Source organism: Streptomyces sp. NPDC050315 (genome assembly GCF_040655775.1).
Classification (GTDB): domain Bacteria; phylum Actinomycetota; class Actinomycetes; order Streptomycetales; family Streptomycetaceae; genus Streptomyces.
Genome location: NZ_JBFAKN010000002.1, coordinates 828569 through 854611, shown reverse-complemented (window position 1 = coordinate 854611; position 26043 = coordinate 828569). Strand labels below are relative to the sequence as shown.

The following is a 26043-nucleotide window of genomic DNA, read 5'->3' as shown; positions in this document are numbered from 1 at the left end:
AGAGGGCACCGGTGAACGACCGACAGGATTCGTACCCGCCGCGGGACCCGTATGCCCAGGACCCCTACGAGGGGGCCCAGGGGCAGCACGGTGGACCGGGGTACGTCTACGACGCCTACGGGCAGCCGGTGTACCAGGAAGCGCCGCACCAGCAGTACGACCCGTACGGCACGCAGCAGCCCCAGGGATACGGCCAGGGCTACGGCGGACAGGCACCCGAACAGGGCTACGGCCAGCAGTACGGGCAGCAGGGCTATGCCCCGGGCCATGACCCGTACGGCCGGCCGTCGCAGCACCAGGCTGCGCAGCAGACCCAGCAGCAGGGATGGATTCCGCAGCAGGCGCAGTACGGGCAGCAGGAGTACGCGCCGCCGCAGCCCCCGTACGAGGAGCCGCAGCAGCCCCAGTACGAGAAGCGGCAGCCCCCGCACGGATCCGCGCCCTCCTACGACTCCGCGCCGCCTCACGGGGCCGCCGGCGAGGACGACCGCCCCTCCGGTGAGGAGTACCGCACCGAACAGTTCTCGTTCATCGAGGAGCAGGACGAGGACTCCGAAGACGTCATCGACTGGCTGAAGTTCACCGAGAGCCGCACCGAGCGGCGCGAGGAGGCCAAGCGCCGCGGCCGCAGCCGCATCATCGCGCTGATCGTGGTGCTCGTCCTCCTGGTCGTGGGCGGTGTCGGCTACCTCTGGTGGGCCGGGAAGCTGCCGGGGCTGGGCGGGGCGGCCTCCGGGGACGCGGCGGCCGCCGCCGGCCAGAAGCGCGACGTACTGCTGGTCCACCTCCGCAGGACCGGTACGGACGAGAGCTCGACGGCGCTGCTTGTGGACAACGAGACCACCCACAAGGGCACCACCGTCCTCCTCCCCAACAACCTCGCCATCACCGGGGACGACGGCCAGGCCACCACGTTGGGCAAGTCCGTGAAGGACGCCGGCGCGGAGCCGACCCGCGACTCCCTCAATACGCTGCTCGGCGCCGACATCAAGGCGAGCTGGCGGTTGGACACGCCGTATCTGGAGAACCTCGTCGAGACGGTCGGCGGCGTCACCGTCGACGCCGACACCACCGTGCCGGGCGCGAAGAAGGGCGACGGTCCGCTGGTCAAGGCGGGGAAGGGGCGCGTACTGAACGGCCAGGCGGCCGTCGCGTACGCCACCTACCGGGGCCCGGGCGAGCTGCAGACCAAGCAGCTGGCGCGCTTCGGGCAGGTCATGCAGGCGACGCTGAAGCGGGTGTCCAGTGACGCGGGCGGCGCGACCGCGACGGTGAAGTCCCTGTTCCAGGTCCTGGACCCGCCGCTTACCGAGGGCCAGCTGGGCAGCTCGCTCGCGGAGCGCGCGGAGCTCGCCAAGACCGGTGCGTACCGTACGACGGTGCTGCCCGTTCAGGCGGACGGCACGCTCAGTGCGCAGACCGCCTCCGAGGTGGTCAAGGACGTCCTGGGCGGCAAGGTCAAGAAGACCGACCCGAGCGCGACCGCGCGGGTCAGCGTCCGGAATGCCTCGGGCAGCCAGAAGGCGGTCGGGCAGGCGCAGGCCGCGTTGGTCAACGGCGGGTACTCGTTCGTGGACGGTGGCACCGCCGCGGGCTCGCTGTCGGCGTCGCAGGTGACGTACGGGGACGAGGCCCAGCGGGCGCGTGCCGCGGAGGTCGCGAAGACGCTGGGCCTGCCGTCGAGTGCCGTGCGGAAGGGCAAGGTCGCCTCGAACGCGGACATCACAGTGATGCTGGGGCACGACTACAAGGGGTGACCGGCTTTGAGGGTGCGGGCGGCAGGCGGAGCTTTGGCCAAGGATCCGCCCGCCGCTCGCGTCCCGCTGCCTCCGCCGCCGGTCCGCCACCCGCCCTGACCAGCCCGGATACCCCCTTGTCCACAAGCCCGCCGGGGTGTCAGCGGTCCGTGAGACCCTTGAGGGGTACTTGACCGCTGACTCGGCCGCGGCCGGCGGGGCTTCCCGCGGACGGCCCGGGCAGCGCCGCCACCGACCCGGAAGTTTGGCTTGTGACCGCCACGGACCGCTCCACCGAGCTCATCAACGCCGCCGCGCAGGCGGCCGCCGACAAGCTCGCGCACGACATCATCGCGTACGACGTCAGCGACGTCCTCTCGATCACCGACGCCTTCCTGCTGGCGTCGGCGCCCAACGACCGCCAGGTCAAGTCGATCGTCGACGAGATCGAAGAGCGGCTGAGCAAGGAGCTGGGCGCCAAGCCGGTGCGCCGCGAAGGCGACCGCGAGGCCCGCTGGGTGCTCCTGGACTACGTCGACATCGTCGTCCACGTCCAGCACAGCGAGGAGCGCGTCTTCTACGCCCTGGAGCGCCTGTGGAAGGACTGCCCCGAGATGGAGCTCCCCGAGGACGCCAAGGCGACCCGCGGCAAGGCGGCTGCGCACGCCGAGGAAACCGCCGCCGAGCAGGACGGAGAGCTGCACTGAACGGCACGAAGGGGGGCCGTGGCCGCAGGATCGTCCTGTGGCGGCACGGCCAGACCGCCTGGAATCTGGAGCGCCGCTTCCAGGGCTCCACGGACATCGAGCTGACCGAGGCGGGCGTCGAGCAGGCCCGCCGCGCCGCGCGGCTGCTCGCCGCCCTGCAGCCGGACGCGATCATCGCTTCGGATCTCCGGCGGGCGGCGCGGACGGCCGCCGAGCTGTCGGCCGTGACACGCCTGGACGTGACGCACGACGAGGCGCTGCGCGAGACGTACGCGGGTGCCTGGCAGGGCCTGACCCACGAGGAGATCGTGGCGCAGTACGCCGAGCAGTACGCCGCCTGGAAGCGCGGCGAGCCGGTGCGGCGCGGCGGTGGTGAGCTGGAGACCGAGGTCGCGGACCGTGCGGCGCCGGTTGTGCGGCTGGCCGCCGACAAGCTGCCCGACGACGGCACCCTGGTCGTGGTCAGCCACGGCGGCACGATCCGTACGACAATCGGGCGGCTGCTGGGCCTGGAGCCGCACCACTGGGAGGGCCTGGGCGGCCTGTCGAACTGCTGCTGGTCCGTCCTGGGGGAGGGCGCCCGTGGCTGGCGCCTGCTGGAGCACAACGCCGGCACGCTTCCCGAGCCGGTGCTGGGCGACGACGACTGACGCCGCGGGCCGGTCCGCGGCGGCTCTCCGGGGGCCGTCCGGCGGCCGGCCGGACCCGGATTTCACATCTGGGCAGGTCGCAGGCTAAAGTTCTTCTTGTTCGCGGCGCCGCCGGGGGAAACCCGGAGGAGCGGAACAAGACCCGGGGCTATAGCTCAGTTGGTAGAGCGCCTGCATGGCATGCAGGAGGTCAGGAGTTCAATTCTCCTTAGCTCCACAACCCGGATGATCCCGCCCTCTGGCGGAGACGGAGAGAATGTTCTCCGCCTCACCAGGAGGCGGGATCGCTGCTGTTTCGGGGCTTTCGGGGCGCGTGCGTCACTGTGCGCGCCGGGGTGAGCGCCCGCGCAACGTCTCGTGCTCGGCTGCGAGGCGGTAGCGGGCAGCGCGTCTGTGTACGCAGGGCTGCGGGCCTGACCTGGTCGGTGGTCCGTGGCAGAATCGGACGGCGCCGGCAGGGGAGGAGAGAACGCGATGCCCACGAGCATCATCGAGGAGGTCCGCGACCTGCTCGGCGTGGCCACCTCCGCACTGCAATGCCCTTCCTGCGGCTCGCCTCATGTGGCGCAGATGCTGGGTGACAACGGCGGCGTCTCGTTCGTCTGCACGGCCTGCGGCCACAGCTGGAGCTGACTGATGGGGGCACACAGCCGGAAGTGCGACTGGTGCGGCAGCGGTACGCCTGTCGTGCGCGACATGGAGCCGCTGAACCCCGAATTCCAGTACTGGTGCGAGGAATGCGCCCGGGCGCTGATCATAAAAGGCGACCCCATCGAGACCTACCGTGAGCTGGACGGCGAGCCCATCTACGGCCGCCTGCTCGATGAACACTGCACGCTGAAGCGTTTCTACTCCTTCGCCACCGCCTGAGAACCGGCCCTGTTCGCCGGGCTCGTGAGAGGCCGTCACTCCACGTCGAGAGGGGCGCACCACCGCGCCCGAAAACGTCCTCCGATCTCTGAATAACCGTTTCTCCACAACCTCGGCGCATTTTCCGCTTCCTGAGCTACTTTCAGTTCTGACGCCCCGGACCGGACCGGTCCGCTCCTCTATGTGCGGACTGCGGATGATTGGCCGGAAAATTCACGGGAGAGGTGGAACTCCGGTCGTACCGTGAGGCGTTGTAGGACTCAGAGCTGCCGCCGCGAAACGGTCGGCGGCATGGGGGAAGCGACGGGGGTCGCAAGTGACAGACACAGTTGTGGGGGACGCGCCGCAGATCGAGACCATCGCGGAGCGGGACGGACAGGCCACGGCGGCCGGACTCACGCCGTTCGTCGACGCGTTGCGCGTGCCGCCCGTCATCAAGCCGGGCCGCGCGGAAGCCCTGCGCGGCATCACCATCGAGCAGAAGACCAGCTGGGTGCGGCTGCACTCCCAGCTGCCGCCCACCAAAGTGTGGGCGTACGAAGGGCACTTCCCGGGCCCGACCATCGAGGTGCGCCGCGGCCGGCGCCTCCGGGTGTCCTGGACGAACCGCATCACGGGCACCTTCCCGGTGACCGCCGTGGAAGTGGCGGCGACGCCCGAGGTGCCCGCGCCGCTGAACGAACCGGGCCGCGGCGGGGCCGAGCCCCTCGCCGGCGTGGCCGACCTCCCGCCCTGGCTGGTCACCCACTTGCACGGCGCGGTGACCGGCGGCGGCAACGACGGCTGGTCGGAGAACGCGGTCTCGCCCGGTGACGCGCAGCTCTCGGAGTATCCGAACGACCACCGCGCGACGACGTGGTGGTATCACGACCACGCCATGGACATCACCCGGTGGAACGTCTTCTCGGGCCTGGCCGGCATGTATCTGCTGCGGGACGACGAGGAGGACGCGCTCCGGCTCCCCTCGGGCGGGCGGGAGATCCCGCTCATCATCCAGGACCGCAACCTCGACACGGACGCCGAAGGACGGCTGACCGGCCGGCTGCTCCACAAGACCCTGATCGTCGGCAAGGACAACGACGGCAAGAACCTCACCATCCCGTTCTCGGGCCCCTACACGCTCGTGAACGGCACGATCTGGCCCCACTTGGACGTCGACGCCAGGTGGTACCGCTTCCGTCTGCTCAACGCCTCCAATGCCCGGACGTACGCCCTGCAGCTGGTGGACGAGGAGACCGGCCGCCCCGTCACGGGCGCGGTGCACCAGATCGGGACGGACGGCGGCCTGCTGCCGCGGCCGCTGCCCGTCGACGGGACCCTGTCGGTGGCCTCGGCCGAGCGGATGGATCTGCTGATCGACTTCGGCCGGCTGCGCGGGCGGCGGCTGCGCCTGGTGAACGCCGCGGCGGGCGTGGCGTATCCGCAGGTGATGCAGTTCCGGGTCGGCTCGAAGAAGGTGACCGATTCCTTCGTGCTGCCCGCGGTGATCTCGTCGACGTTCGAGCGGATCACCCACGACACCGCGCCGAAGCACGAGCACCGCCTGATAGCGCTCACCCCGCCGGGCCCGATCGGCAACGGCCACCCGGAGATGTGGGAGCTGCACGAGGTCGACCCGGCGGATGTCACCATCCCGTCCGAGGGGATCATCCAGGTCAAGGGGGCCAACGGTACGACGCGTACGTACCAGCGCGGAGCCCGGATGTTCGACGACGCCCTGGGCTTCATGGTCCGGCACGACGACTGGGAGCAGTGGAGCTTCCTGAACCTCGGCGGCGCCGGCATGCATCCGATGCACATCCACCTGATCGACTTCCAGGTGCTCAGCCGCGACCGGTACCCGGCGGTGCCGGACAGCCCGTACGACAACGCGCTCGGGGGCACTCGCAGCCCATTGGAGTACGGCGGCCAGGCGCCGATAGCCCCCGGTGATCAGGGCTGGAAGGACGTCATACAGGTGCCGCCGGGGCAGATGGTGAAGGTGATGGGTCGGTTCCACGGCGCCAAGGGCCGTTTCATGTACCACTGCCATCTGCTGGAACACGAGGACATGGGGATGATGCGTCCGTTCGTGGTGATGCCTCGGGAGGTGCTGGCGTTCCATCACCATCACCCCGGTGGTGGTCACGGCCATCCGGGCGGTGGTCACGACCAGGGGAAGCACTGACACCGGACTCACCGATACCGGGCGCGCCGATACCGGGCGCACCGGCCCGGCACAGGTGGGCGGCGGCCAGCAGCAGGAGCGCGACACCGGCGATCGGGTAGACGCCCGAGAGCAGCATCTGGCCGCCGTTCTGGTGCAGTTCCGCGTGGCTGTGCGGGCGGTGCGGCACCCACCACAGGGCGAAGGAGGCGAAGAGCAGTCCGAGGGCTCCGGTGGCGGACCACAGCCGGCGGCCCGCCCGGGTGGCCCGGCCGCCGCTGCGCACCGCCTCGGTGCCGAGCAGGACCAGCATCGGTACGGCCCACACCCAGTGGTGCGACCAGGAGATCGGGCTGACCAGCAGCGCGGTGGTGGCGCAGACCACGGCCGCCCAGGCGCGCTCACCGCGCAGCAGGGCGGTGGTGGCGAGGGCCAGCCCCGCGATCGCCGCCAGGGCTGCGGCGGCGGGCCACCACAGTCCGGTGTCGGGGGTGTGCAGCAGCCGGGCGAGGACGCCGCGCAGCGACTGGTTGGCGGTGATCTCCACGTCGCCCGGCCGGTCGGAGGCGAAGACGATCTCGGTCCAGAAGCGGGCCGAGTCACGCGGCAGGACCAGGGCGGAGAGGAGGACGGTGCCGAGGAAGGACAGGACCGCGACGCAGGCCTGGCGCAGCCAGGGGTTCCAGGTGCCGCGCAGTCCCTGCCCGGGCTCGTACAGCTGGCGGGCGCGCAGCAACCCGGCCAGCGCGAGCCATACGGCGAAGAGGGCGGGCGTGAGCTTGATTCCGGCGGCGATGCCGATACCGATGCCGGCCCAGCGGTTGCTGTCCCGGCGGGTGAGGTCCCAGAGCACGAGGACGGCGAGAAGGAGGTTGATCTGCCCGTAGCGCAGCGTGGTCCACACGGGCTCGCACCAGACCAGCAGCGCGGAGAGGGCGAGCGTCGCGGTGGCCTGCCGTGCCCGCGGTGCGCGCTGCCCGCGCGCGAGCGAGGGCAGGCCGGTCAGGCGCAGAGTGAGGTGCACCACGGCGACCAGGAGCAGCAGGTTGCCGAGTGTCGCGAGCGTCCGCAGCTCCGGTACGCCGAGGAAGGTCAGCGGCACGAACAGCAGGGAGGCGAAGGGCGGATAGGTGTTGGGCAGCCGCGCGGAGGTGGCCAGCATGTCGTAGAGGTCGCCGCCGGTGCGGGCGGTCCAGCCCTCGGCGCGGTAGACCATCAGGTCGAGCATGGTCACACCGGCCAGTCGCTGGGCGATCCAGAAGGCCGCGAAGGACACCGCACAGGCCAGTGCGGCCGCCAGGACGCGGCGGCGGTGGACGCCCTCGTGGGAGAACGGGCCGCGGCGTCCGACGGGCTGGTCGAGCTTCAGCGCGGTCACGTCCAGGCCCCCGGTTTCCTTCGAGCACGGATTGTCGACAGTACCGCTGCCGACTGCCTCGCCGGGGGCGTTGCCGGGTGCGTCGCGGCTGCCGCTCAAGCTCCTCGGAGGTCTCCGGCAGGCTGCCGCCGGTGGGCATCGGGAAAGCGATTTGGCAGAAGCCCGGGGCAGCCGTGTAATGTAGTCAATGTCGCCGCGAGGGAAACCCCCGAGGAAAACTTCCGGAGACGACAAAAGAACACGGGGCTATAGCTCAGTTGGTAGAGCGCCTGCATGGCATGCAGGAGGTCAGGAGTTCAATTCTCCTTAGCTCCACAGTGATCGGAGCGGCCCGTCCTTCAAGGACGGGCCGCCCTGTCGTGTGCGGAGGGGCGCCGTCGGCGGTCAGGGCTTCTCGAGTCGGAGGGCTAGGGCCGGGCAGCGGCGTACGGCGCGTTGTGCGCGGGCCCGCAGCGCGCCCGGCAGTACGTCGTCGGACAGTACGGGGAAGCCGTCCCGGTCGAGCCGTACGGCCTCGGGCAGGAGCCCCGCGCACAGTCCGTGCCCCTCGCACAGCGTCCAGTCCACCGCCAGCCGCTCCCCGGCGGCACCGACGGCCCCGGCGCCCTCTGCGGCGCCGTTCGCCGCACCGGCGGCTTCCTCGGGCGGCAGAGGCAGCAGCTCGACCGTGGGCCGCCCGCAGCCGTCGCCCAGGACGTGCGCGGCCAGGTCGTCGGGGAACGCGGCGAGCGCGGACAGCACGAACCGCGCCGCGCCGTCCGGGTGTTTGCACGCGCCCCGCCCCCGTACGCCGCGCGCGCTTTCCCGTACCGCCTCCAAGGCCGGCTGCCCGCCGCCGCCCAGCGCTTCCGCGAGCATCTCCGCGAGCGACGGCAGCCCCAGTCGGCAGGGGCCGCACTGCCCCGCCGACTCCGCCGCCAGCCACCGCGCGATCCGCAGCGCCTCGCCCAGCGGACACGTCCGCGTGGACAGCGGCAGTACAGCCCCGGCGCCCAGCGCTCCGCCGCGGGCCGCCAGTGCCTCGCGGGAGAGCGGCGTCCCGTATGCGGTGGCCGGGTCCAGCCAGGCGCCGTGGTAGCCGCCGACCAGTACGCCGGACGGTGCCGGTTCCGCGCCGCACGCCTGCAGTACGTACGGCAGCGGCACTCCGGAGGGGGCTTCGACGACCGCGGGGGCGGGGACCGCGCCGGAGACCGTCAGCAGGAGCGTGCCCGGTTCGCCGGGGAGACCCGTGGAGGCGTAGCGGTCGGGGCCGAGGCGGGCGGCGACGGCGAGTTGGGCGAAGGTCTCCGCGTTGGAGAGCAGCGTGGGCGCGCCGCCCAGGCCCGATTCGGCGGCTCGTGCCCGGCGGCCCGGCGGTATCGGAGGCCCGCCCTCGGCGGCCCGGATCAGCGCGGACGCCTCCCCGGACACCAGGCGCTCGGGCGAGCGCACGACCTGTGCGCGCAGCGCACGCCCACGCCGTCTGCGCCCCAGCCCGCGCTCGGCGAGGGCTTCCCGTACGGAGTTGTCCGTCGTGGCCTTCGTCACGCCGATGACCAGGAGGCGTGCGCCGAGCGCCGTGGCGGCCAGCAGCGCGCCGTCCAGTACGAGGTGTGGCGCACGGCACAGCAGGACGGTGTCCTTGCGGCAGGCCGGTTCGCCCTCGCAGCCGTTGACCACGACGACGGGGCGCACTCCGCGGCGGGCGGCGGCCTCCGCGACGGCCGTCAGCTTGCGCGCGAGCGGGAATCCGGCGCCGCCCCGGCCCCGCAGCGCCACGGCCTCGGAGACGGCGGTCAGCTGCTCTCCGGAGAGCGCGGGGAGCGAGCCGTGGAGGAGCAGGTGGCGCTTGCGGTCCAGCCGTTCCGCCTCGTCGAATCCGGCGCACAGCCGCGGCAGCCCGAGTACGCGTACGCCGGGCACGTCGGGCAGCGGTCCACCGCCCGTATACGGGACCAGCGCGGCACCGGTCATGGTGTCCGGCCGTGCGGGGCGTGGGGGAGCGGCGCGCCTTCGGGGCGAGCGCCGGAGGGCCGGGGCTGCACCAGAGTGGGCGGACCGCTCCACTCGGGGGCGGCGTCGAAGCCGGCGAAGGGGATGCGTTCCGTGGGTGCCCCGTCCGCTCCGAGGGCCAGGGGAGGCGCGGCGGTGACGTGGGGGAGCGTCTCTGTAGGGGCGTCGGGCAGAGCCCAAGAAGGTGACGTGTCCCGCGCGTCCCTTGCAGGGAGGCCGGCCGCCGCCTCTGTAGGGACGTCCGGGACGGGCTGCGCCCCCGTAGGCCGGCCCGCGGAAGGGCCATCAGAGGCGGTCGGCCCGGGTGCCTCGGAAGCGGAGCGGGTGTCCGTACGGCCGGCTGCCCTGTGCAGCGCCTGCTGCCGGTCTCGCTTTCGTGACCGGAAGGGCAGTGAGAACGGCAGTTCCCGGCGTAGCGCGAAGTACGGGAACTCCGCGCACGGGGTGAGCAACAGGCGGGCCAGTAGTGCGGCCATGACCGCCGCGAGGGCGAGTACGTATCCGGTGGTGACCCACCCTGAAGGCGCACGGCCGGACTTGAGGCCGTGCAGGAGGGCCAGGCACCACGCGGCGTACGCGCTGGTGTGCAAGGCGCGCCAGCGCCCGGAGACGCGCCCGCGCCCGGCGAAGGAGCTGCGCAGTGCGCCGGTCGCGGCGGCCAGCACCATCAGCAGCCCGGCCAGCGTGCCGAACCCGATGAGCGGTGCGGTGCCGGGCGCGACGGGCCCGCCGAGCACTACGGAGGCGAAGGGCAGGAACGCGTCCGAGAACAGGGCGTGGCTCTCGGCCACCTTGACCGCGATGTGCAGCACCAGGAAGCCGAGCGAGGCGGTGGCGAGCGCCCGGTGGACGCCCTGCGCCAGGAGCCTGCTGCGCGGCGCCAGTACGGTGCGGCCGGCCGCGAGCAGGCCCCAGATGACGGCGGCGGTGAGCGAGACGAGGGTGAGCACCCCGGCGGTGTGGTCGAAGAACGCGCGGAAGGCGGGGGCCGCGGCGAGGAGGGGGAGGACCAGTACGGCGCCGGCCCCGGTGGTCAGCGCGGGGCGTGGCTTCTGGAGGCGGTGGGGGAGGCGTAAGCGGCGCGGGCGGCGGGCGCGGGCCGCCCGGCGCGCCGACTGGCCAGTGGGGAGTGGCATGCCCGGCAAGCTAGGGGCCGTCACGGGGGCCTGCGGCGGCCTTCGCGTATCCCGCCCGCACGGCGGACCCCGCTGCTAACGTCGGTCCGTTCGCGCCCCGTACACCCGCTCGGTCGCTCTTCTTGACGGCAGAGACCGCTCGCACCGGAGCTGAGCGCTGCGCATACCAGGGCGCCCGCTCGTCCCGGTATGTGGGACAGGGGCCGTGCGGGGGAATCCTCGGCGCGGGCCCCTGGTGCCCTGCGGTACCCTGGCGCCATGCGTGCCGTACGCCTTCTGCTTAGCGGGCCGCGCTGATCAGTACCGACCGGATCACGGACTGCGGGTCCAGGTCGGCATCGGCGCGGCGTCCCCTCCTGTGCGAGGGGCCTTTTTGTTTCAGGTACCAGCCGGCAAGAAGGTGCCCGCAAGGGGTGTGTTTCCGCAGGCAGAGACGATCGATGGAGCTTTGAGGACGATGAGCGAGACGACCACGGCCGCCGAGGCGGCGGCCCCGCACCGCTATACGGCCGCGCTGGCCGCGGACATCGAGGCACGCTGGCAGGACTTCTGGGATGAAAACGGCACCTACGAGGCGCCGAACCCCAGTGGTGACCTGGCCGGCGACCCGGAGCAGGCGGCGAAGCCCAAGAAGTTCATCATGGACATGTTCCCGTACCCCTCGGGTGCGGGTCTGCATGTCGGCCACCCCCTGGGCTACATCGCCACCGACGTCTACGCCCGCTTCCAGCGCATGACGGGCCACAACGTCCTGCACACCCTGGGCTTCGACGCCTTCGGTCTGCCGGCCGAGCAGTACGCCGTCCAGACGGGCACCCACCCGCGGGTCTCCACCGAGGCCAACATCGTCAACATGAAGGCGCAGCTGCGCCGCCTGGGCCTGGGCCACGACCAGCGCCGTTCGGTCGAGACGATCGACCCGGCGTACTACAAGTGGACCCAGTGGATCTTCCTGCAGATCTTCAACTCCTGGTACGACACCGAGGCGAAGAAGGCGCGCCCGATCGACGAGCTGGTGGCCCAGTTCGAGGCGGGCGAGCGGGAGACCCCCGACGGCCGCGCGTGGGCCGACCTGAGCGCCCTGGAGCGCGCCAACATCCTGGGCGAGTACCGCCTGGCGTACGCCTCGGACGCGCCCGTCAACTGGTGCCCGGGCCTGGGCACCGTACTGGCCAACGAAGAGGTCACCGCCGAGGGCCGCTCCGAGCGCGGGAACTTCCCCGTCTTCAAGGCCAAGCTGCGCCAGTGGAACATGCGCATCACGGCCTACGCGGACCGCCTGCTGGAGGACCTGGACGGGCTGGACTGGCCCGAGGCGATCAAGCTGCAGCAGCGCAACTGGATCGGCCGCTCCGAGGGCGCGCGGGTCGACTTCCCCGTGGGCGACAAGCGCATCACGGTGTTCACCACGCGACAGGACACCCTGTTCGGCGCGACCTACATGGTGCTGGCCCCGGAGCACGAGCTGGTCTCCGGTGAGGACTCGATCGTCCCGGACGCCTGGCCCGAGGGCACGCACGACGTGTGGACCGGTGGCTACGACACCCCGGCCGAGGCCGTCGCCGCGTACCGCAAGCAGGCCGCTTCGAAGTCGGACGTCGAGCGCCAGGCCGAGGCCAAGGACAAGACCGGCGTCTTCACCGGCGCGTACGCGATCAACCCGGTCAGCGGCGACCGCGTCCCGGTCTTCATCGCCGACTACGTCCTGATGGGCTACGGCACCGGCGCGATCATGGCGGTTCCGGCGCACGACAGCCGCGACTTCGCCTTCGCGCGCGCCTTCGAGCTGCCCATGCGCTGCGTGGTCGAGCCCTCGGACGACCGCGGCACCGACCCGTCGACCTGGGACGACGCCTTCGGCTCGTACGACGCGAAGATCGTCAACTCCTCGGACGACACCATCTCGCTGGACGGCCTGGGCGTCACCGAGGCCAAGGCGAAGATGACCGAGTGGCTGGCCCAGCAGGGCATCGGCGAGGGCACCGTCAACTTCCGGCTGCGCGACTGGCTGTTCAGCCGGCAGCGCTACTGGGGCGAGCCCTTCCCGATCGTGTACGACGAGGACGGCGTGGCGCACGCGCTGCCCGAGTCGATGCTGCCCCTGGAGCTGCCCGAGGTCGACGACTACTCGCCGCGCACCTTCGACGCGGACGACGCGGACACCTCCCCGGAGACCCCGCTGTCCCGCAACGAGGACTGGGTCAACGTCGAGCTGGACCTGGGCGACGGCCGGGGCGTGCGGCGCTACCGCCGCGAGACCAACACCATGCCCAACTGGGCCGGCTCCTGCTGGTACGAGCTGCGCTACCTGGACCCGAACAACGACGAGAAGCTGGTCGACCCGGCCGTCGAGCAGTACTGGATGGGCCCGCGTGAGGGCCAGCCGCACGGCGGTGTCGACCTGTACGTGGGCGGCGCCGAGCACGCCGTGCTGCACCTGCTGTACGCCCGCTTCTGGTCCAAGGTGCTGTTCGACCTGGGACACATCTCCTCGGCCGAGCCGTTCCACAAGCTGTACAACCAGGGCATGATCCAGGCGTTCGTCTACCGGGACAAGCGCGGCATCGCCGTCCCGGCGGCCGAGGTCGAGGAGCGCGACGGCGGGTACTACTACCAGGGCGAGAAGGTCAGCCGCGTCCTGGGCAAGATGGGCAAGTCCCTGAAGAACGCCGTCACCCCGGACGAGATCTGCCAGGAGTACGGCGCGGACACGCTGCGCCTGTACGAGATGGCGATGGGCCCGCTGGACGTCTCGCGCCCCTGGGACACCCGCGCCGTCGTCGGCCAGTACCGCCTGCTGCAGCGCCTGTGGCGCAACATCGTGGACGAGGCCACCGGCGAGGTCACCGTCACGGACGCCGAGCCGGACGAGGACACCCTGCGTGCCCTGCACAAGGCCATCGACGGCGTCGGCCAGGACATGGCCGGGCTGCGCTTCAACACCGCGATCGCCAAGGTCACGGAGCTGAACAACCACCTGACGAAGGCCGGCGGCAGCGTGCCGCGCACGGTCGCCGAGCAGCTGGTCCTGCTGGTCGCGCCGCTGGCCCCGCACATCGGTGAGGAGCTGTGGCGCAAGCTGGGCCACACCGACTCCGTGGTGCACGCGGACTTCCCGGTGGCCGACCCGGCGTACGTCGTCGACGAGACCGTGACCTGCGTCGTGCAGATCAAGGGCAAGGTCAAGGCCCGCCTGGAGGTCTCGCCGGCCATCTCGGACGCGGACCTGGAAGCGGCGGCGCTGGCCGAGCCGGCGGTCGTGACGGCGCTGGGCGGCGCGGGCATCCGCAAGGTGATCGTGCGGGCTCCGAAGCTGGTCAACATCGTTCCGGCGTGATCCGGTTTCCACGCGCGCCTGCCCGGCGGGCGCGCGTGGGGGATGACCACTACGGGCAGGTTGCGGGTTCTCGTGGGAACCCGCGGCCTGCCCGAGGCGTTTACGGTGGGAGAAGGAAGCAGTCCGTCCGTCGGCCCGACCGAGCCCACATGAGGTAAGCCCATGACCGCCGTGCTCGCGATCCTCGCCCTGCTGTTCGTGCTGTTCGTCGCGGCCGGCGTGTTCGTGACGGTCAAGGCCGTCTCGGCGACCAAGCGCGGCGTGGACCGTACGGTCGCCCAGGCCCGCCGCACGGTCGAGGACACCACCCTGCGCGCCCGGCAGTACACCCAGACCGGCCCGGCCGGACAGCTGGCCCAGATGCGGCTCTCCCTGCGCACCTCGATGCGCGCCACCCAGGAAGCGCTGCGTGCGGCCGCCCCCGAGGACCAGTCGCTGAGCGAAGCGCTGAACTTGTTCGCACGGCTCAGCGCGCACGGCCACGAGCTGGACGCCGACCTGAAGCGCCTGGAGCGCGAGCCGGACCGGACGCGGATCACCGAGCGTCTCCCCGAGCTGCGAGAGCGCCTGGAGCGGATCACGCACTCCTCGGACTCGCTGCGCTGGGCGGCCCAGGACCGCGCCCAGAAGTTCGCCGATGACGACCTGGCGGCGCTGGCCGGACAGATCGACGTGGAGGCGGGCGCGCTGCGGCACTGGACATCGGCGCCGGGCGCGCGCGAGACCACGTCCGGGCAGGGTACGGAAGCCGTGCCGGACCCGCTCGCCGCATGGCCGCCGCCGTCGGAGCAGCCCGAGTCCGAGCAGCCCGGTACCGCCGCTGCGCCCGAGGGCCCGCAGGCCATCGACGCCCCGGACCCGCGCATACGGACGCCGTACCCGTGGCAGAAGGCGGCCCGTCCGGAAAGCACGACCTGACGTGGCCGTAGTGGGATGCTCGATACGGTCGGCCGCGGGCCGGAGACCTGCCGGATCGCCGGCGGCCGGTCTCGCAGGCGGCGCAAAGTCGACTGTGGCGCGTCGTCGGGTGATCGGGGAAGATCTTGAGGCGGGGCCCGCACTGTCGGGCACCGGGTTCTCTGGATAACCTCCCAGTCATGTCCCGCCATGTCGCGATCGTCACCGATTCAACGGCCTACCTGCCGCGGGCGGCGCTGGAACGCCACGGCATCACGGCGGTGCCGCTGACCGTGGTCCTCGGCGACGAGGCCCTGGAAGAGGGAACGGAGATCTCGGCCAGGTCGGTCGCCCAGGCGCTGCAGAAACGCAAGTACGTCACCACCTCACGGCCCGCTCCCGAGACCTTCGCCGAGACCTACCGCGAGGTCGCGGCCGCGGGCGCCGACGGCATCGTCTCGCTCCATCTCTCCTCGGAGTTCTCCGGGACGTACGACGCGGCCGTACTGGCCGCCAAGGAAGCGCCGGTCCCCGTGCGGGTGGTGGACACCGGCATGGTCGCGATGGCACTGGGCTTCTGCGCCCTCGCGGCCGCGGAGGTCGCACAGGCCGGCGGGGACGTCGACGAGGCGGTGGCCGCGGCCGAGAAGCGCGCCGAGGGCACCTCCGCGTACTTCTACGTCGACACCCTGGAGTACCTGCGCCGCGGCGGCCGCATCGGCGCGGCACAGGCCCTGCTGGGCTCCGCGCTCGCGGTCAAGCCACTGCTCCAACTCGCCAACGGACGCATCGAACTGCGGGAGAAGGTTCGTACGGCGTCCAAGGCCATCGCGCGCCTCGAAGAGATCGTGGCGGACCGGGCAGGCACGGACCCGGTCGATGTCGCGGTGCACCACCTGGCGGCGACCGAGCGCGCCGACGCCCTGGCCGACCGCCTCCGCGCCCGCGTGCCGGGCCTGATGGACCTGCACGTCAGCGAGGTGGGCGCGGTGATCGGCGCGCATACGGGGCCCGGGTTGCTGGGGGTTGTGCTGTCGCCGCGGTAGGGGCGCCCTGATTCCCTCGTCCGGGTGACCGAGTTATCCACAACTCGCCAGTTATCCACGGAATTTGACGGTGATCGACGGGATTCGCGAAATCGCTCTAGCGTCGTCGACATGACTCCGCGAACTCGCAACTCCCCGCACCCACGTGATCCGACCGATCCGCCCGACCCACCCGTTCCGCCTGCTCCACCTGATGCATGGGGCCGCCCTGGCCCGTTGCCGCCGGCGCGCTGGCGAGTGGCGCTGCAGGAACGACTGCCGCTCTGGATCCAGTTGCGGTGCGGCACGGACCCGAAGGCGCTCGGCGCGCTCGCCGTCGTGCTGCTGATCGCCGTGGCCTTCGCGGCCCACCATTTCTGGAACGCGCGGCCCCAGACCGTACGGGCGCCGACCGCACAGCACGCCTCGGCAGCCGCACCGGGCAGCGACCCGACCGCGGCCGAGCAGGCGGGGCCGGCCGGGCTCGCCGGTCCGAGCGGTGCCGCGGCCGGTGGAAACACGGCAGGCGCGGCGGCCGGTGCGGTGTCCGGCGCCGCGGACCGCCGCATCGTCGTGGACGTGGCGGGCAAGGTGCGCCGCCCCGGCATCCATCGCCTTCCGCCGGGTGCCCGCGTCGCCGACGCGCTGCGTGCCGCGGGCGGGGCGCTGCCCGGGACGAACACCCGCACGCTGAACCGGGCCCGCCTCCTGGCGGACGGCGAGCAGGTCGTCGTCGGCGCACCGGCCGCCGCGCCCCCGGCATCGGGTAGCGCTGCTGGAGGCGTCTCGGGCGGCTCCGCCGTGGCCGGTGGTGCCCCGGCCGGTCCGGTCAGCCTGAACTCCGCCACTGCCGACCAGCTCGACACCCTCCCGGGCGTGGGGCCCGTCCTCGCCCAGCACATCATCGACTTCCGCACCCAGCACGGCGGCTTCGCCTCGGTCGACCAGTTGCAGGAAGTGAACGGAATCGGTGATCGACGCTTCGCCGATCTGCGCCCCTTGGTGCAGCCATGACCACCCCCAGCGCTCCGGCCTCCTCGTACGGCGCGGCTGTCGTGCAGTCGACGAACGATGCCGGGGGAGAACGGACTGATGCACAGCCGACACCGGTCGCCTCGCCGCCGCCGGCAGGGGCTGGCGCCCCGCAGGCGCAGACCCAGCAAGGGGAGGGACCGGCCGATCTGCGGTTGGTTGCGCCGGCGCTCGCCGCCTGGGGAGCCGCGGCGCCGGCGCTGGACGCCCCCGTCGGCCCGCTGCTCCTGCTCTGCGCCGCTGCCCTCGTACTGGCCGGGCTCGCCGTCCTCCGGGCCGTACGCCGCCACGCGGCCGGGCCGGCCACCTCCCCGGATCCTGGCCCGCATCGCCGTACCGGTCTGCTCCGCGGGTGGCGTCGACGGCGTACGGCATGGGAGGCGGGGAGCCTCGTCGCGGCGGCCGCGGTGCTGCTCTGCGCGGTGGGCGGTGCGGTCTCGGCAGCGCTCCAGGGAGCGGATCTGCGGCGCGGCCCGGTGCCGCGGCTGGCGCATCAGTACGCGCAGGCCACCGTCGAGTTGGAGGTGACGGAGGACCCGCACCTCGCCCGGCAGCGGGTGCGTGGCGCGCAACGTATGCCGGCCGCCGTCGTGTTCGCCGCGGAGGTACGCCGCATCACCGCACCGGACGGTACGGTGACCACCCTCCGCACCCCCGTCCTGGTCATCGTTCCCCAGCACCGGTCTCAGCAGGACCGGCCGCCCGGTGGCCTCGGGGCGCCGTCGGAAGACGGGCACGATGGGCGAGAGCGCGGCCAGTCGACCGAGCAAGCCCCGGACAGCGCCGCCACCGGCCCCTGGCGGGCGCTGCTCCCTTCCACGCGCATCCGAGTCGAGGCGCGGCTCGCGCCCCCGCTGCCGCCCACCGACCGCGTGGCCGCCGTACTGCGCGTAGCGGCCGATGTGGCCGACTCGCCGCCGCAGCGCATCGGTGGCCCCACGTCTCTCCAGCGGCTCGCGGGCTCCCTCCGGGGAGGGCTGCGCGAGGCGTCCGACGGCCTACGGCCCGACGCACGCGCCCTGCTGCCCGGGCTCGTCGTCGGTGACACCTCCCGCCTGACGCCGGAGCTCGACGACGCCTTCCGGGCCACCGACCTGACGCATCTGCTCGCCGTCTCCGGCAGCAACCTCACCATCGTGCTGGTCCTGCTCATCGGCCCACCGCACCTCGCCGTACGTGCCGAACGCCGGGGCATTGCGCCGCGCCTGGGCCTGTCGCTGCGGACCACGGCGGTGATCGGGGGCGCGGTGGCGATCGCCTTCGTCGTCGTGTGCCGCCCCGACCCCAGCGTGCTGCGCGCCGCCGCCTGCGGGCTGATCACGCTGCTGGCCATCGGTTCGGGGCGCCGCCGTACGCTGCTCCCCGCACTCGCCGCCGCCGTTCTGCTGCTGGTCCTCTACGACCCCTGGCTGGCCCGGAGTTACGGCTTCCTGCTCTCCGTACTGGCCACCGGCGCGCTGCTCCTTCTTGCACCGCGCTGGAGCGCCGCCCTGCAGCGGCGGCGGGTTCCGCCCCGGCTCGCCGAGGTGATCGCCGCGGCCGCTGCCGCGCAGGCGGTGTGTGCGCCGGTCATCGCGGTGCTCGCCGCCCGTGTCGGCCTGGTGGCCATCCCCTGCAACCTGCTCGCGGAGCTGGCCGTGGCGCCCGCGACGGTGCTCGGGTTCGCGGCCCTGGCCACCGCGCCTCTTTTCCCGCCGCTCGCCGCCGCGTTGGCCTGGTGCGGGGGATGGCCGGCCGAGTGGATCGCGGCCATCGCGCGCACGGGAGCGGCGCTGCCCGGCGCCGAGTTCGGCTGGCCCGGTGGCTGGGAAGGGGGCCTGCTGCTGGCCGCGGCCATCGCCGCCCTGGTGCCGGTCGCCCGGGTCCTGCTGCGGTACCGCTGGTTGTGCGTCGTCTGCGCGCTGCTCCTGGTCGTGCTCGTCGTCCGGCCCGTGCCCCTGGCCCGGATCGTGACCGGCTGGCCGCCGCCCGGCTGGCGGCTGGCGGTGTGCGACGTCGGCCAGGGGGACGGCCTCGTCGTAGCCACCGGACCGGGCAGCGCGCTGGTCGTGGACACCGGCCCCGACCCGCGTGCCATGGACCGCTGCCTGCAGGAACTGGGCGTACGCAGCATCCCGCTCCTCGTCCTGACGCACTTTCACGCCGATCACGTGGACGGCCTTCCCGGCGCGCTCCGGGGCCGCAGTGTCGGCGCGCTGGAGACCACGACTCGCGAGGACCCGCCGGACCAGGCGGTGTTCGTACGCAAGGTGGCGGCCGGACACAAAGTACCGGTGGTCCGGGCGACACCGGGTGAGCGACGCCGAACGGGGCCGGTGTCCTGGGAAGTCCTCTGGCCCCCGGTCGGCTTCATGCCCGAAGGGCCCAACAACGCCAGCGTCACTCTCCTCGTACGCACCGCGGGGCTGACCGTCCTCCTCCTCGGGGATCTGGAACCGCCCGCCCAGCAAGCCCTGCTGGCAGCACATCCGGGCGTGCGCGCGATCGACGTGCTCAAGGTCGCCCACCATGGCTCCGCCTACCAGGACCCGGCGCTCATGGGGGCGCTGGCGCCCCGGCTCGCCGTGATCAGCACAGGCGCCGGGAACCCGTACGGACATCCCGCCCCCAGTACCGTCGCCGCGCTGCGCATACAGGGCGCCAAGGTGCTGCGTACGGACACCGACGGCGCGATCGCCGTGACGGGCAGCGCCACCACCGGCCTCGCAGCCGCCACCAGCAAGGGCCGCAGGCGGGTGGGTGTCAGGGACGGCATACCGAGGCCGACAGGCTCCGGTCGTCGGCGCAGGGCACGTGTTTGTACATCCGCATGACGTTCTTCGCGGTGTCGGAGTTCAGGTAGGTCAGGAACTTCGCGGCGAGGGAACCGCCCGCCGGATGCCCGTAGGAGTACAGGAACTCAACGGTCCAGAAGGGGTATTCATGTTGCTGTCCCCACTCGATGTCGGGCTCGTGCCCGTTCAGCCGGATGGCGATGATGTGCGGCCGCTTGGCCGCCGCGTAGGTCTCGGCGTAACCGACCGCGCCCGCCACGCGATCGACCGCGTCCAGCAGGGCGGTGGTGCTGCTCACCTCGCAGCGGGTGACGCGGGCCCGCTCGTCCCGGTCCTTGCCGGTGCAGTCGTACGAAGACACCACGCCCGGCTCCGAACGGCGCAGCACGGTCGTCTCGAAGGCCCGCCGGGTCCCGGAGCCGGCGTCGCGGCCTACGACGTGGATGGCGAGGTCGTTGCCGCCCACGTCCTGCCAGTTGGTGTACGTGCCGTCATAGATCTTCCGCACCTGGTCGAGGGTGAGGTTGTCGACGCCGGTGCGCTCGTTGACGACCAGGCTGAGCAGGATGACGCCGACCCGCTCGCCCTGCAGCCGCCCGTAGATCGAGGGGGCGGGGACGTCGGACATGGCGAGGAAGGACGGGCTGCCGGAGCGGGTGGCGCGCCCGGCCCGGTTCAGGTTGGCGAGGCCGGAGAGGCTGCCGCTCCGGGCGACGTCGATCACGGCACCCGGGCAGCGCGCCTGATACTGGCGGGCGATCTCCTGCATCGGGGGAGCGAACGCGGTGGATCCGTCGATGGTCAGCCGCCCGGTGGCGCACTCGGCGCGGGCGGGCGCCGACGGGGTACTGAGCAGCAGTCCGCCCAGCAGCCCGACCAGGACGATGAAGAGACCGCCGAGGGCGAGGCTCGGCTTGCGCGGGCCCCAGCGCTGGGTGTTGCGGCGGATCCGGCCGCCGCTGAGGAAGCCGCCGACGAGCACCTCGCCACCGGCCCGCGCCCGGCCGCGGCCCGCGGTGTCCTCGTCCGTTCCGGTGAGCAGCACCAGCAGCTTGAAGTGGTTGCGGGTGTTGAGCGGGACCTTCGGTATGTGCAGGCGGTTGCCGCTGTAGCGCAGGCCGGCGCCGGGCCGGGTGAGCATGCTGATCAGGTCGGTCGGGTTGGCGTCCGGTACCTCGACGCCGATGACCGTACGGCCGGTGAACTCCACCGTCAGCGGTTCCTGGTAGTCCTGCCGCACGATGTCCTTGCTGCCGTCGTTCTCGATCCGCAGCAGGGCCAGCGTGGCGTCGGAGATCTCCTGTTCCTGTCTCAGGAGCCGCAACTGCACGAGGCTGTGGGCGTCCTGGGGGTTCATGCCGATCGGGGTGTCCATCTGGACGCGGTAGCCGATGCGCTTGCGGCCGGGCAGGAAGCGCTCCACGGCCCAGATCACGGCGGTGGCCGCGAGTCCGGCCAGGGCCAGGATGGTCTCGGTTTCCGGCATGGCCACGGCAACCTCGCAGGGGAGATCGGAGAGGGGAGGGCTGCGCTCTGTGGGGCTGAGGGCAAGTACGGGGATGCCCGCAATCTAGGGAGCCGTCGCCGTGGCCGAGCACGCTTCGGCAAGCCTTCACCAGAGGTTCAGCGGACAGCCGTCAGGGCCGGGAGAACCCGGATCTGTAAACTCCAGATTATGCGGATGGGTGAAGGCGTCGAGTGGGGGCTGCACTGCTGCGTGACGCTGGCCTGGCTCGGGGACGACCGGCCGGTGTCCACGGCGAAGCTGGCCGCCTCCTTCGACCTGCCGGCGGCGTACCTCAATAAGCGGCTCCAGGCGCTCGTACGGGCCGGAATCCTCAGCTCGACGCCGGGCGCCCGCGGTGGTTTCCGGCTCGCCCGGCCACCGGAGGCGATCACGCTCATGGATGTGGTCGCCGCGATCGAGGGGCCGGAGGAGGCGTTTCGCTGTACGGAGATCCGGCAGCAGGGCGCGGGTGCCGAGGGGCCGGGGCGCGACTTCCGGGGACCGTGCGGCATTGCCACGGCCATGCGCCGCGCCGAACTGGCCTGGCGCCGCGAGCTGGCCGCGCAGACCCTCGCCGACGTACTCGCCGCGGCCCCGGCGATAGCGGCGGAGCGTACGCGTCGGTGGTTCGCGACGGAGAGGACGGGCGGCTGATGGACACGGAGGGCGTCAGGGACGCCGAGGCCGTCGCTGGGCCCCGTGTACAGCGACGGGGCGCCGCTGGGGCCGAGGGCGTTACAGACACCGAGGCCGCTGTCGGGGCGGTGCCGGGGACCGAGGGCGTTGTCGGTGCCGAGGTCGTTGACGCCTATCTACGGCGGATCGGGGGTGAGCGGCCCGCTGTGCCCGATGCCGAGGCGTTGCGGCGGCTGCACCTTCAGCATCTGCGTGCGGTCCCGTTCGAGAACCTTTCCGTGCACCTCGGCGAGGAGATCGTCCTCACCGAGCAGGCACTGCTGGACAAGGTCGTACGGGACCGTCGTGGTGGGTTCTGCTACGAACTCAACGGCGCGTTCGCGTTCCTGCTGACCGCGCTCGGGTACGACGCCGAGCTGCTGTCCGGGCGGGTCTACGGAGAGGACGGGCGGCTGGGCATCCCGTACGACCACGCGGCCGTGCGTGTCCGTATGCCCGGCGGGCCGCTGCTGGCCGATGTCGGGTTCGGGCGGCACAGCCACTATCCGCTGCGGCTGGACACGGCGGAGGAGCAGGCCGAGCCGGGCGGGGTCTTCCGGGTCGTGGAGACGGCCGAGGGCGATCTCGACGTACTGCGGGACGGGGCTCCGCAGTACCGCCTCGAACTGCGGCCGCGGGCGCTCGCCGACTTCGAGGTGGGCTGCTGGTGGCAGACCACGTCGCCGAAGTCGCACTTCACGCAGTCGCTGGTCTGCTCGCGGCTCACCGATGACGGTGGCCGGATCACGCTCTCCGGCCGGACGTTCGTGATCACCGCACCCGACGGGAGCCGGACGGAGCGCGAGATACCCGAGGCGGAGGTACGCGCTGCCTACCGCGCGCACTTCGGGATAACCCTCGACCGCGTCCCGACATCGCCGATACGGCCGATACCGCCGGTACCGCCGGTACCGCCGGTACCGCCGACGGGGCCGCCGCCCGTCGGCTGAGGCCGGCTGGGGCCGAAGTCGGGGGTCGGCTGAGGCCCGGCCGGGGCGGGGGCTGCTGTGGGGTGGTTCAGGGGCGGGCCGGTTCCAGCCAGCCTTCGTGTTCGGCGGCCAGGGTGTCGAGGGTGGCCGGGTCGTACGTGGCGTCCGGGTCTTCCAGGACGACGAGCCACTGGGCGTCCTCGGCGTCGTCCTCGCCGGCCAGGGCGTCCCGTACGAGTTGCGGCTGCTGGGTCACGCCGTACTCCTCGGTCAGCACCTCGGCCACTTCCTCGGCCGCGTCCCGGTCGGGCAGTACCAGTACATGTCGAACATCGCTCACCCGGCCATTCTCCGACAGTGGTCGTCCGCAGGTGGCGGCCGGTGTGTCAGTGGGGCGTGGGATGCTGTTCGCGATGGCCAGGAAGACAGCAAACGACGACCCGCTTGCCCCCGTCACGATCGCCGTGGGGCAGGAAGAGCTGTTGCTCGACCGTGCGGTGCAGCAGGTGGTGGCGGCGGCGCGGGCCGCCGACGCGGACACCGACGTGCGTGACCTCACCCCCGATCAGTTGCAGCCGGGGACGTTGGCGGAGCTGACGAGTCCTTCGCTGTTCGCGGAGCGGAAGGTCGTGGTCGTGCGCAATGCGCAGGATCTGTCGGCCGACACGGTCAAGGACGTCAAGGCGTATCTCGGGGCGCCGGCCGAGGAGATCACGCTGGTGCTGCTGCACGCGGGCGGCGCGAAGGGCAAGGGGCTGCTGGACGCCGCGCGAAAGGTCGGGGCGCGGGAGGTTGCCTGCCCGAAGATGACCAAGCCGGCCGACCGGCTGTCGTTCGTGCGGGGGGAGTTCCGGACGGCGGGGCGGTCGGCGACGCCCGAGGCGTGCCAGGCGCTGGTGGACGCCATCGGCAGCGACCTGCGCGAGCTGGCCTCGGCGTGCGCGCAGCTCGCGGCGGATGTCGAGGGCACGATCGATGACGCGGTGGTCGCGCGGTACTACACCGGTCGCGCGGAGGCTTCCAGTTTCACGGTGGCCGACCGGGCGGTCGAGGGGCGCGCGGCCGAGGCGCTGGAGGCGCTGCGGTGGGCGGTCTCGACCGGGGTCGCGCCCGTCATGATCACGAGTGCGCTGGCGCAGGGCGTGCGCGCGATCGGCAAGCTCGCCTCCGCGCCGCGGGGGGCCCGGCCGGGCGATCTCGCGCGGGAGCTGGGAATGCCGCCGTGGAAGATCGACCGGGTACGGCAGCAGATGCGGGGCTGGTCGGCGGATGGCGTGGCGGTGGCCCTGCGCGCGGTCGCCGAGGCGGACGCGGGTGTGAAGGGCGGCGGCGACGACCCGGAGTACGCGCTGGAGAAGGCGGTCGTCACGATCGCCCGCGCGGCCCGCTCCCGCCGCGGCTGACCCTTCGGGCGGGCGCCCGAAGGGCCGGGCTGCCCGGAGCGTCGGCAGGGCGGTCCGAAGGCGGGGCCACCCGTGGCGTCGGCTGGGCCATCCGGGGTGTCGGCCGGGTCTCCCAGGTGCCGGCCCGACCCCGTGACGCCAGCCGGGTCCCCGAAGCGTCCCCGGCTGTTCGACGTGCCGCCCCGGCCACCTCGCAGCGTCGGCGGGGCCATTCGGAGCGAGGAGCCATCGGGAGCGTCGGCCGGGTCTCCCCGCCGCGTCGGCCCGTCACCCGTGGCGTCCGCCGGGCCCGAGGCATCGGCCCGGCTCCCCGGTGCGCCGGCGCGCCCGCCAACCGCTCTGCCGCCAGTCGCTCTTCCGCCAACCGCTCCGCCGCGAGCTGCCAGCCGCTCCTCCGTCAGCCGCTCCGCCGTGAGCCGCCAGCCTCAGCCCTTCATCCGCCCCAGTGTTTCCTCTGCGCTGGTGCGGAGCATGTCGGCTATCTCGGTGGCGTCGGGGTGGGTGGTGGTGTTGGTGCTGGAGTAGCTGGACCAGGTGGTCTCGTATGTCAGCCAGCCGTCGCGGACGCCGAGGACCACGTACGAGCCCTTGCTGTCGGCGGTTTCCTGGCGGGTCACCAGGTATGCCTCGTCACCGAGGCCCTGTACGGGCTCGACCTTGTAGTCGGTCGAGGACTGCTGCTGTTCGTACGAGCGGTACTGCGCCGCGAACTCCGGTGCCGGGTCGGTCTTCTTGTGCAGGAACGCCTTGGAGTAGACGAGGGTGGAGGAGTAGTCGTTGTCGCCCGCGTCCTCCGAGACGAGGTCGGCGTTGCACCACATGGAGTCCAGGGCGGGGTCCTCGTGGCCGCTGGACTCGGGGTTCTCGCCGGCGCTGTCCGAGGTGCTGCTGTCCTCCATCTTGAAGCGCGCGTCCTCGAACGGGGCCCACGAGACCGACCGGCAGAGGTCGGACTGGTAGCGGTAGCCGCGCAGGTCGGGGCTGGGTTCGCCGAGGCCGCCGGTCGCGGCGAGTACGCCGGCCCAGACGGCCGAGGCGATCACGGCTCCGCCGAGGGCCCACAGCCAGGAGGGCACGCCCTTGCCGCCACCGGTTCCGCCGGGGCCGCCCGGACCGCCGCCGTAGCCGGCGGGGCCGGTGCCCGGCATGGTCGGCCCCGGTGCGCCGTGCGGTGCGCCGTGCGGCGCGGCCGCCGGGTAGCCATAACCGGTCGGTGGCTGGGGCTGGGCGTACGTGTTCTGCTGGGGCACCTGCCCGTACGGGCTCCCCTGTTGCGGCCCCGCCGGAGCCGGCGGCGGAGGCTGGATGCCGCCCTGCGGCACCTGCCCCGGAGGCGGTGGCCCCTGAGGTGGCCCCTGCGGAGGCTGGTGTGGCTGCTGTGCATACGGATTGGGCTGTTCCCCCGAGTTGGACATGAGCGGCAGCGTAGCCGACCGGAATCAGCCACGACCGCCCAGCTCAAGCGGACAGCCACCGCCACTCGGCCAGGCTCAGCCGGGCCCGCAGCAAGCCAAAGCCCCGCAGCAAGCCAAAGCCCCGCAGCAAACAGAAGACCCCCAGCAAGCCACCCCCCAACCAACCCAAAAACCCCACCCCCGCCCTGGGGAAGGGCGGAAGCGGGGTCCTCGGATCGAGCTGGGTGCGCCGCACCCGCGTGGCGAACGCAGGCCGCGTGCGGCGCGGGGGCCGGGGAGGAGCGGAGAGAGGGGCCGCTGGGCCCTCACCGGCGGTGAAGCGTGATGACTGCCGTACACGTCACGACCGTACGGATCAGGTCCGTACCGATCACGACCCGTGACGGCGGCCGCGAGACTTTCACGGAGGTCTCAGTCGACACGGAGGCCTC

At 72.4% G+C, this 26043-nt stretch carries 19 protein-coding genes, 2 tRNA genes and 1 pseudogene; 16 read left to right on the top strand and 6 right to left on the bottom strand.

Features of this window, described 5'->3' with window-relative positions:
* Positions 1 to 11: 11 nt before the first annotated feature.
* The 7 genes and pseudogenes from AB0I82_RS10800 to phsA all read left to right on the top strand — a co-directional run.
* Complete coding sequence (locus tag AB0I82_RS10800; RefSeq protein WP_363256804.1) at positions 12 to 1757, top strand: LCP family protein; 1746 nt, start codon at positions 12 to 14, stop codon at positions 1755 to 1757.
* 251 nt (positions 1758 to 2008) lie between these two features.
* On the top strand, positions 2009 to 2443 hold the full coding sequence (gene rsfS / locus AB0I82_RS10795; RefSeq protein WP_030249584.1) for a ribosome silencing factor: 435 nt from the start codon (positions 2009 to 2011) through the stop codon (positions 2441 to 2443).
* Positions 2440 to 3093 (top strand): histidine phosphatase family protein, encoded by a 654-nt coding sequence (locus AB0I82_RS10790; protein WP_363256931.1) that lies wholly within the window; start codon positions 2440 to 2442, stop codon positions 3091 to 3093. Before rsfS ends, AB0I82_RS10790 begins: the two co-directional genes overlap by 4 nt.
* A 144-nt stretch (positions 3094 to 3237) precedes the next feature.
* Positions 3238 to 3310 (top strand) — tRNA-Ala (locus AB0I82_RS10785).
* 257 nt (positions 3311 to 3567) lie between these two features.
* The gene (locus tag AB0I82_RS10780; protein WP_107053965.1) at positions 3568 to 3726 is read left to right on the top strand and encodes a hypothetical protein; all 159 of its coding nucleotides are present in this window, start codon (positions 3568 to 3570) and stop codon (positions 3724 to 3726) included.
* Positions 3727 to 3729: 3 nt separating this feature from the next.
* Positions 3730 to 3963, top strand: a complete 234-nt coding sequence (locus AB0I82_RS10775) for a hypothetical protein (protein WP_030249581.1) — start codon at positions 3730 to 3732, stop codon at positions 3961 to 3963.
* A 316-nt stretch (positions 3964 to 4279) separates the two neighbouring features.
* Positions 4280 to 6013, top strand: a pseudogene (phsA, locus tag AB0I82_RS10770) (O-aminophenol oxidase PhsA); the annotation flags it as partial.
* Here phsA and AB0I82_RS10765 read toward each other — a convergent pair.
* Positions 5979 to 7487 (bottom strand): glycosyltransferase 87 family protein, encoded by a 1509-nt coding sequence (locus AB0I82_RS10765; protein WP_363256930.1) that lies wholly within the window; start codon positions 7485 to 7487, stop codon positions 5979 to 5981. The pseudogene phsA and the gene AB0I82_RS10765 sit on opposite strands and share 35 nt — an antisense overlap.
* A 242-nt stretch (positions 7488 to 7729) precedes the next feature.
* Between AB0I82_RS10765 and AB0I82_RS10760 the strand changes: the two genes are divergently transcribed.
* Positions 7730 to 7802: transfer RNA gene (locus tag AB0I82_RS10760), tRNA-Ala, on the top strand.
* Positions 7803 to 7871: 69 nt separating this feature from the next.
* Here AB0I82_RS10760 and AB0I82_RS10755 read toward each other — a convergent pair.
* Positions 7872 to 9443 (bottom strand): NADH-ubiquinone oxidoreductase-F iron-sulfur binding region domain-containing protein, encoded by a 1572-nt coding sequence (locus tag AB0I82_RS10755; RefSeq protein WP_363256802.1) that lies wholly within the window; start codon positions 9441 to 9443, stop codon positions 7872 to 7874.
* Positions 9440 to 10618, bottom strand: a complete 1179-nt coding sequence (locus AB0I82_RS10750) for a hypothetical protein (RefSeq protein WP_363256801.1) — start codon at positions 10616 to 10618, stop codon at positions 9440 to 9442. The genes AB0I82_RS10755 and AB0I82_RS10750 overlap by 4 nt, the downstream gene beginning before the upstream one ends.
* A 457-nt stretch (positions 10619 to 11075) precedes the next feature.
* Here AB0I82_RS10750 and leuS point away from each other — a divergent pair, with 457 nt between their 5' ends.
* The 5 genes from leuS to AB0I82_RS10725 all read left to right on the top strand — a co-directional run bounded on the left by leuS (position 11076) and on the right by AB0I82_RS10725 (position 19722).
* Positions 11076 to 13955: a leucine--tRNA ligase gene (leuS, locus tag AB0I82_RS10745; RefSeq protein WP_363256799.1), complete on the top strand. Its 2880-nt coding sequence runs from the start codon at positions 11076 to 11078 to the stop codon at positions 13953 to 13955.
* A gap of 162 nt (positions 13956 to 14117) precedes the next feature.
* Complete coding sequence (locus tag AB0I82_RS10740; protein ID WP_363256798.1) at positions 14118 to 14873, top strand: hypothetical protein; 756 nt, start codon at positions 14118 to 14120, stop codon at positions 14871 to 14873.
* A 179-nt stretch (positions 14874 to 15052) separates the two neighbouring features.
* Positions 15053 to 15898, top strand: coding sequence for a DegV family protein (locus AB0I82_RS10735; RefSeq protein WP_363256797.1), 846 nt, complete (start codon positions 15053 to 15055; stop codon positions 15896 to 15898).
* Positions 15899 to 16009: 111 nt separating this feature from the next.
* A complete protein-coding gene (locus tag AB0I82_RS10730) occupies positions 16010 to 16891 on the top strand; it encodes a ComEA family DNA-binding protein (protein ID WP_363256796.1) in 882 nt (293 codons plus the stop codon).
* Positions 16888 to 19722: a ComEC/Rec2 family competence protein gene (locus AB0I82_RS10725; RefSeq protein ID WP_363256795.1), complete on the top strand. Its 2835-nt coding sequence runs from the start codon at positions 16888 to 16890 to the stop codon at positions 19720 to 19722. Before AB0I82_RS10730 ends, AB0I82_RS10725 begins: the two co-directional genes overlap by 4 nt.
* Here the strand turns inward: AB0I82_RS10725 and AB0I82_RS10720 are convergent.
* Positions 19652 to 21169, bottom strand: a complete 1518-nt coding sequence (locus tag AB0I82_RS10720) for a substrate-binding domain-containing protein (RefSeq protein ID WP_363256793.1) — start codon at positions 21167 to 21169, stop codon at positions 19652 to 19654. The two genes, AB0I82_RS10725 and AB0I82_RS10720, sit on opposite strands and share 71 nt — an antisense overlap.
* Positions 21170 to 21358: 189 nt before the next feature.
* On the opposite strand from AB0I82_RS10720, the gene AB0I82_RS10715 reads away from it, so the two are divergent.
* Both AB0I82_RS10715 and AB0I82_RS10710 read left to right on the top strand, forming a co-directional pair.
* On the top strand, positions 21359 to 21844 hold the full coding sequence (locus AB0I82_RS10715; protein ID WP_363256791.1) for an Rrf2 family transcriptional regulator: 486 nt from the start codon (positions 21359 to 21361) through the stop codon (positions 21842 to 21844).
* A gap of 188 nt (positions 21845 to 22032) precedes the next feature.
* Positions 22033 to 22815 (top strand): arylamine N-acetyltransferase, encoded by a 783-nt coding sequence (locus AB0I82_RS10710; protein WP_363256789.1) that lies wholly within the window; start codon positions 22033 to 22035, stop codon positions 22813 to 22815.
* A gap of 67 nt (positions 22816 to 22882) precedes the next feature.
* Here the strand turns inward: AB0I82_RS10710 and AB0I82_RS10705 are convergent, their stop codons facing one another.
* Positions 22883 to 23134, bottom strand: coding sequence for a hypothetical protein (locus AB0I82_RS10705; protein WP_363256788.1), 252 nt, complete (start codon positions 23132 to 23134; stop codon positions 22883 to 22885).
* A 73-nt stretch (positions 23135 to 23207) separates the two neighbouring features.
* On the opposite strand from AB0I82_RS10705, the gene holA reads away from it, so the two are divergent.
* Positions 23208 to 24197, top strand: coding sequence for a DNA polymerase III subunit delta (gene holA / locus AB0I82_RS10700; protein WP_363256787.1), 990 nt, complete (start codon positions 23208 to 23210; stop codon positions 24195 to 24197).
* Positions 24198 to 24622: 425 nt separating this feature from the next.
* Here the strand turns inward: holA and AB0I82_RS10695 are convergent, their stop codons facing one another.
* Complete coding sequence (locus tag AB0I82_RS10695) at positions 24623 to 25447, bottom strand: hypothetical protein (RefSeq protein ID WP_363256786.1); 825 nt, start codon at positions 25445 to 25447, stop codon at positions 24623 to 24625.
* Positions 25448 to 26043 lie beyond the last annotated feature (596 nt).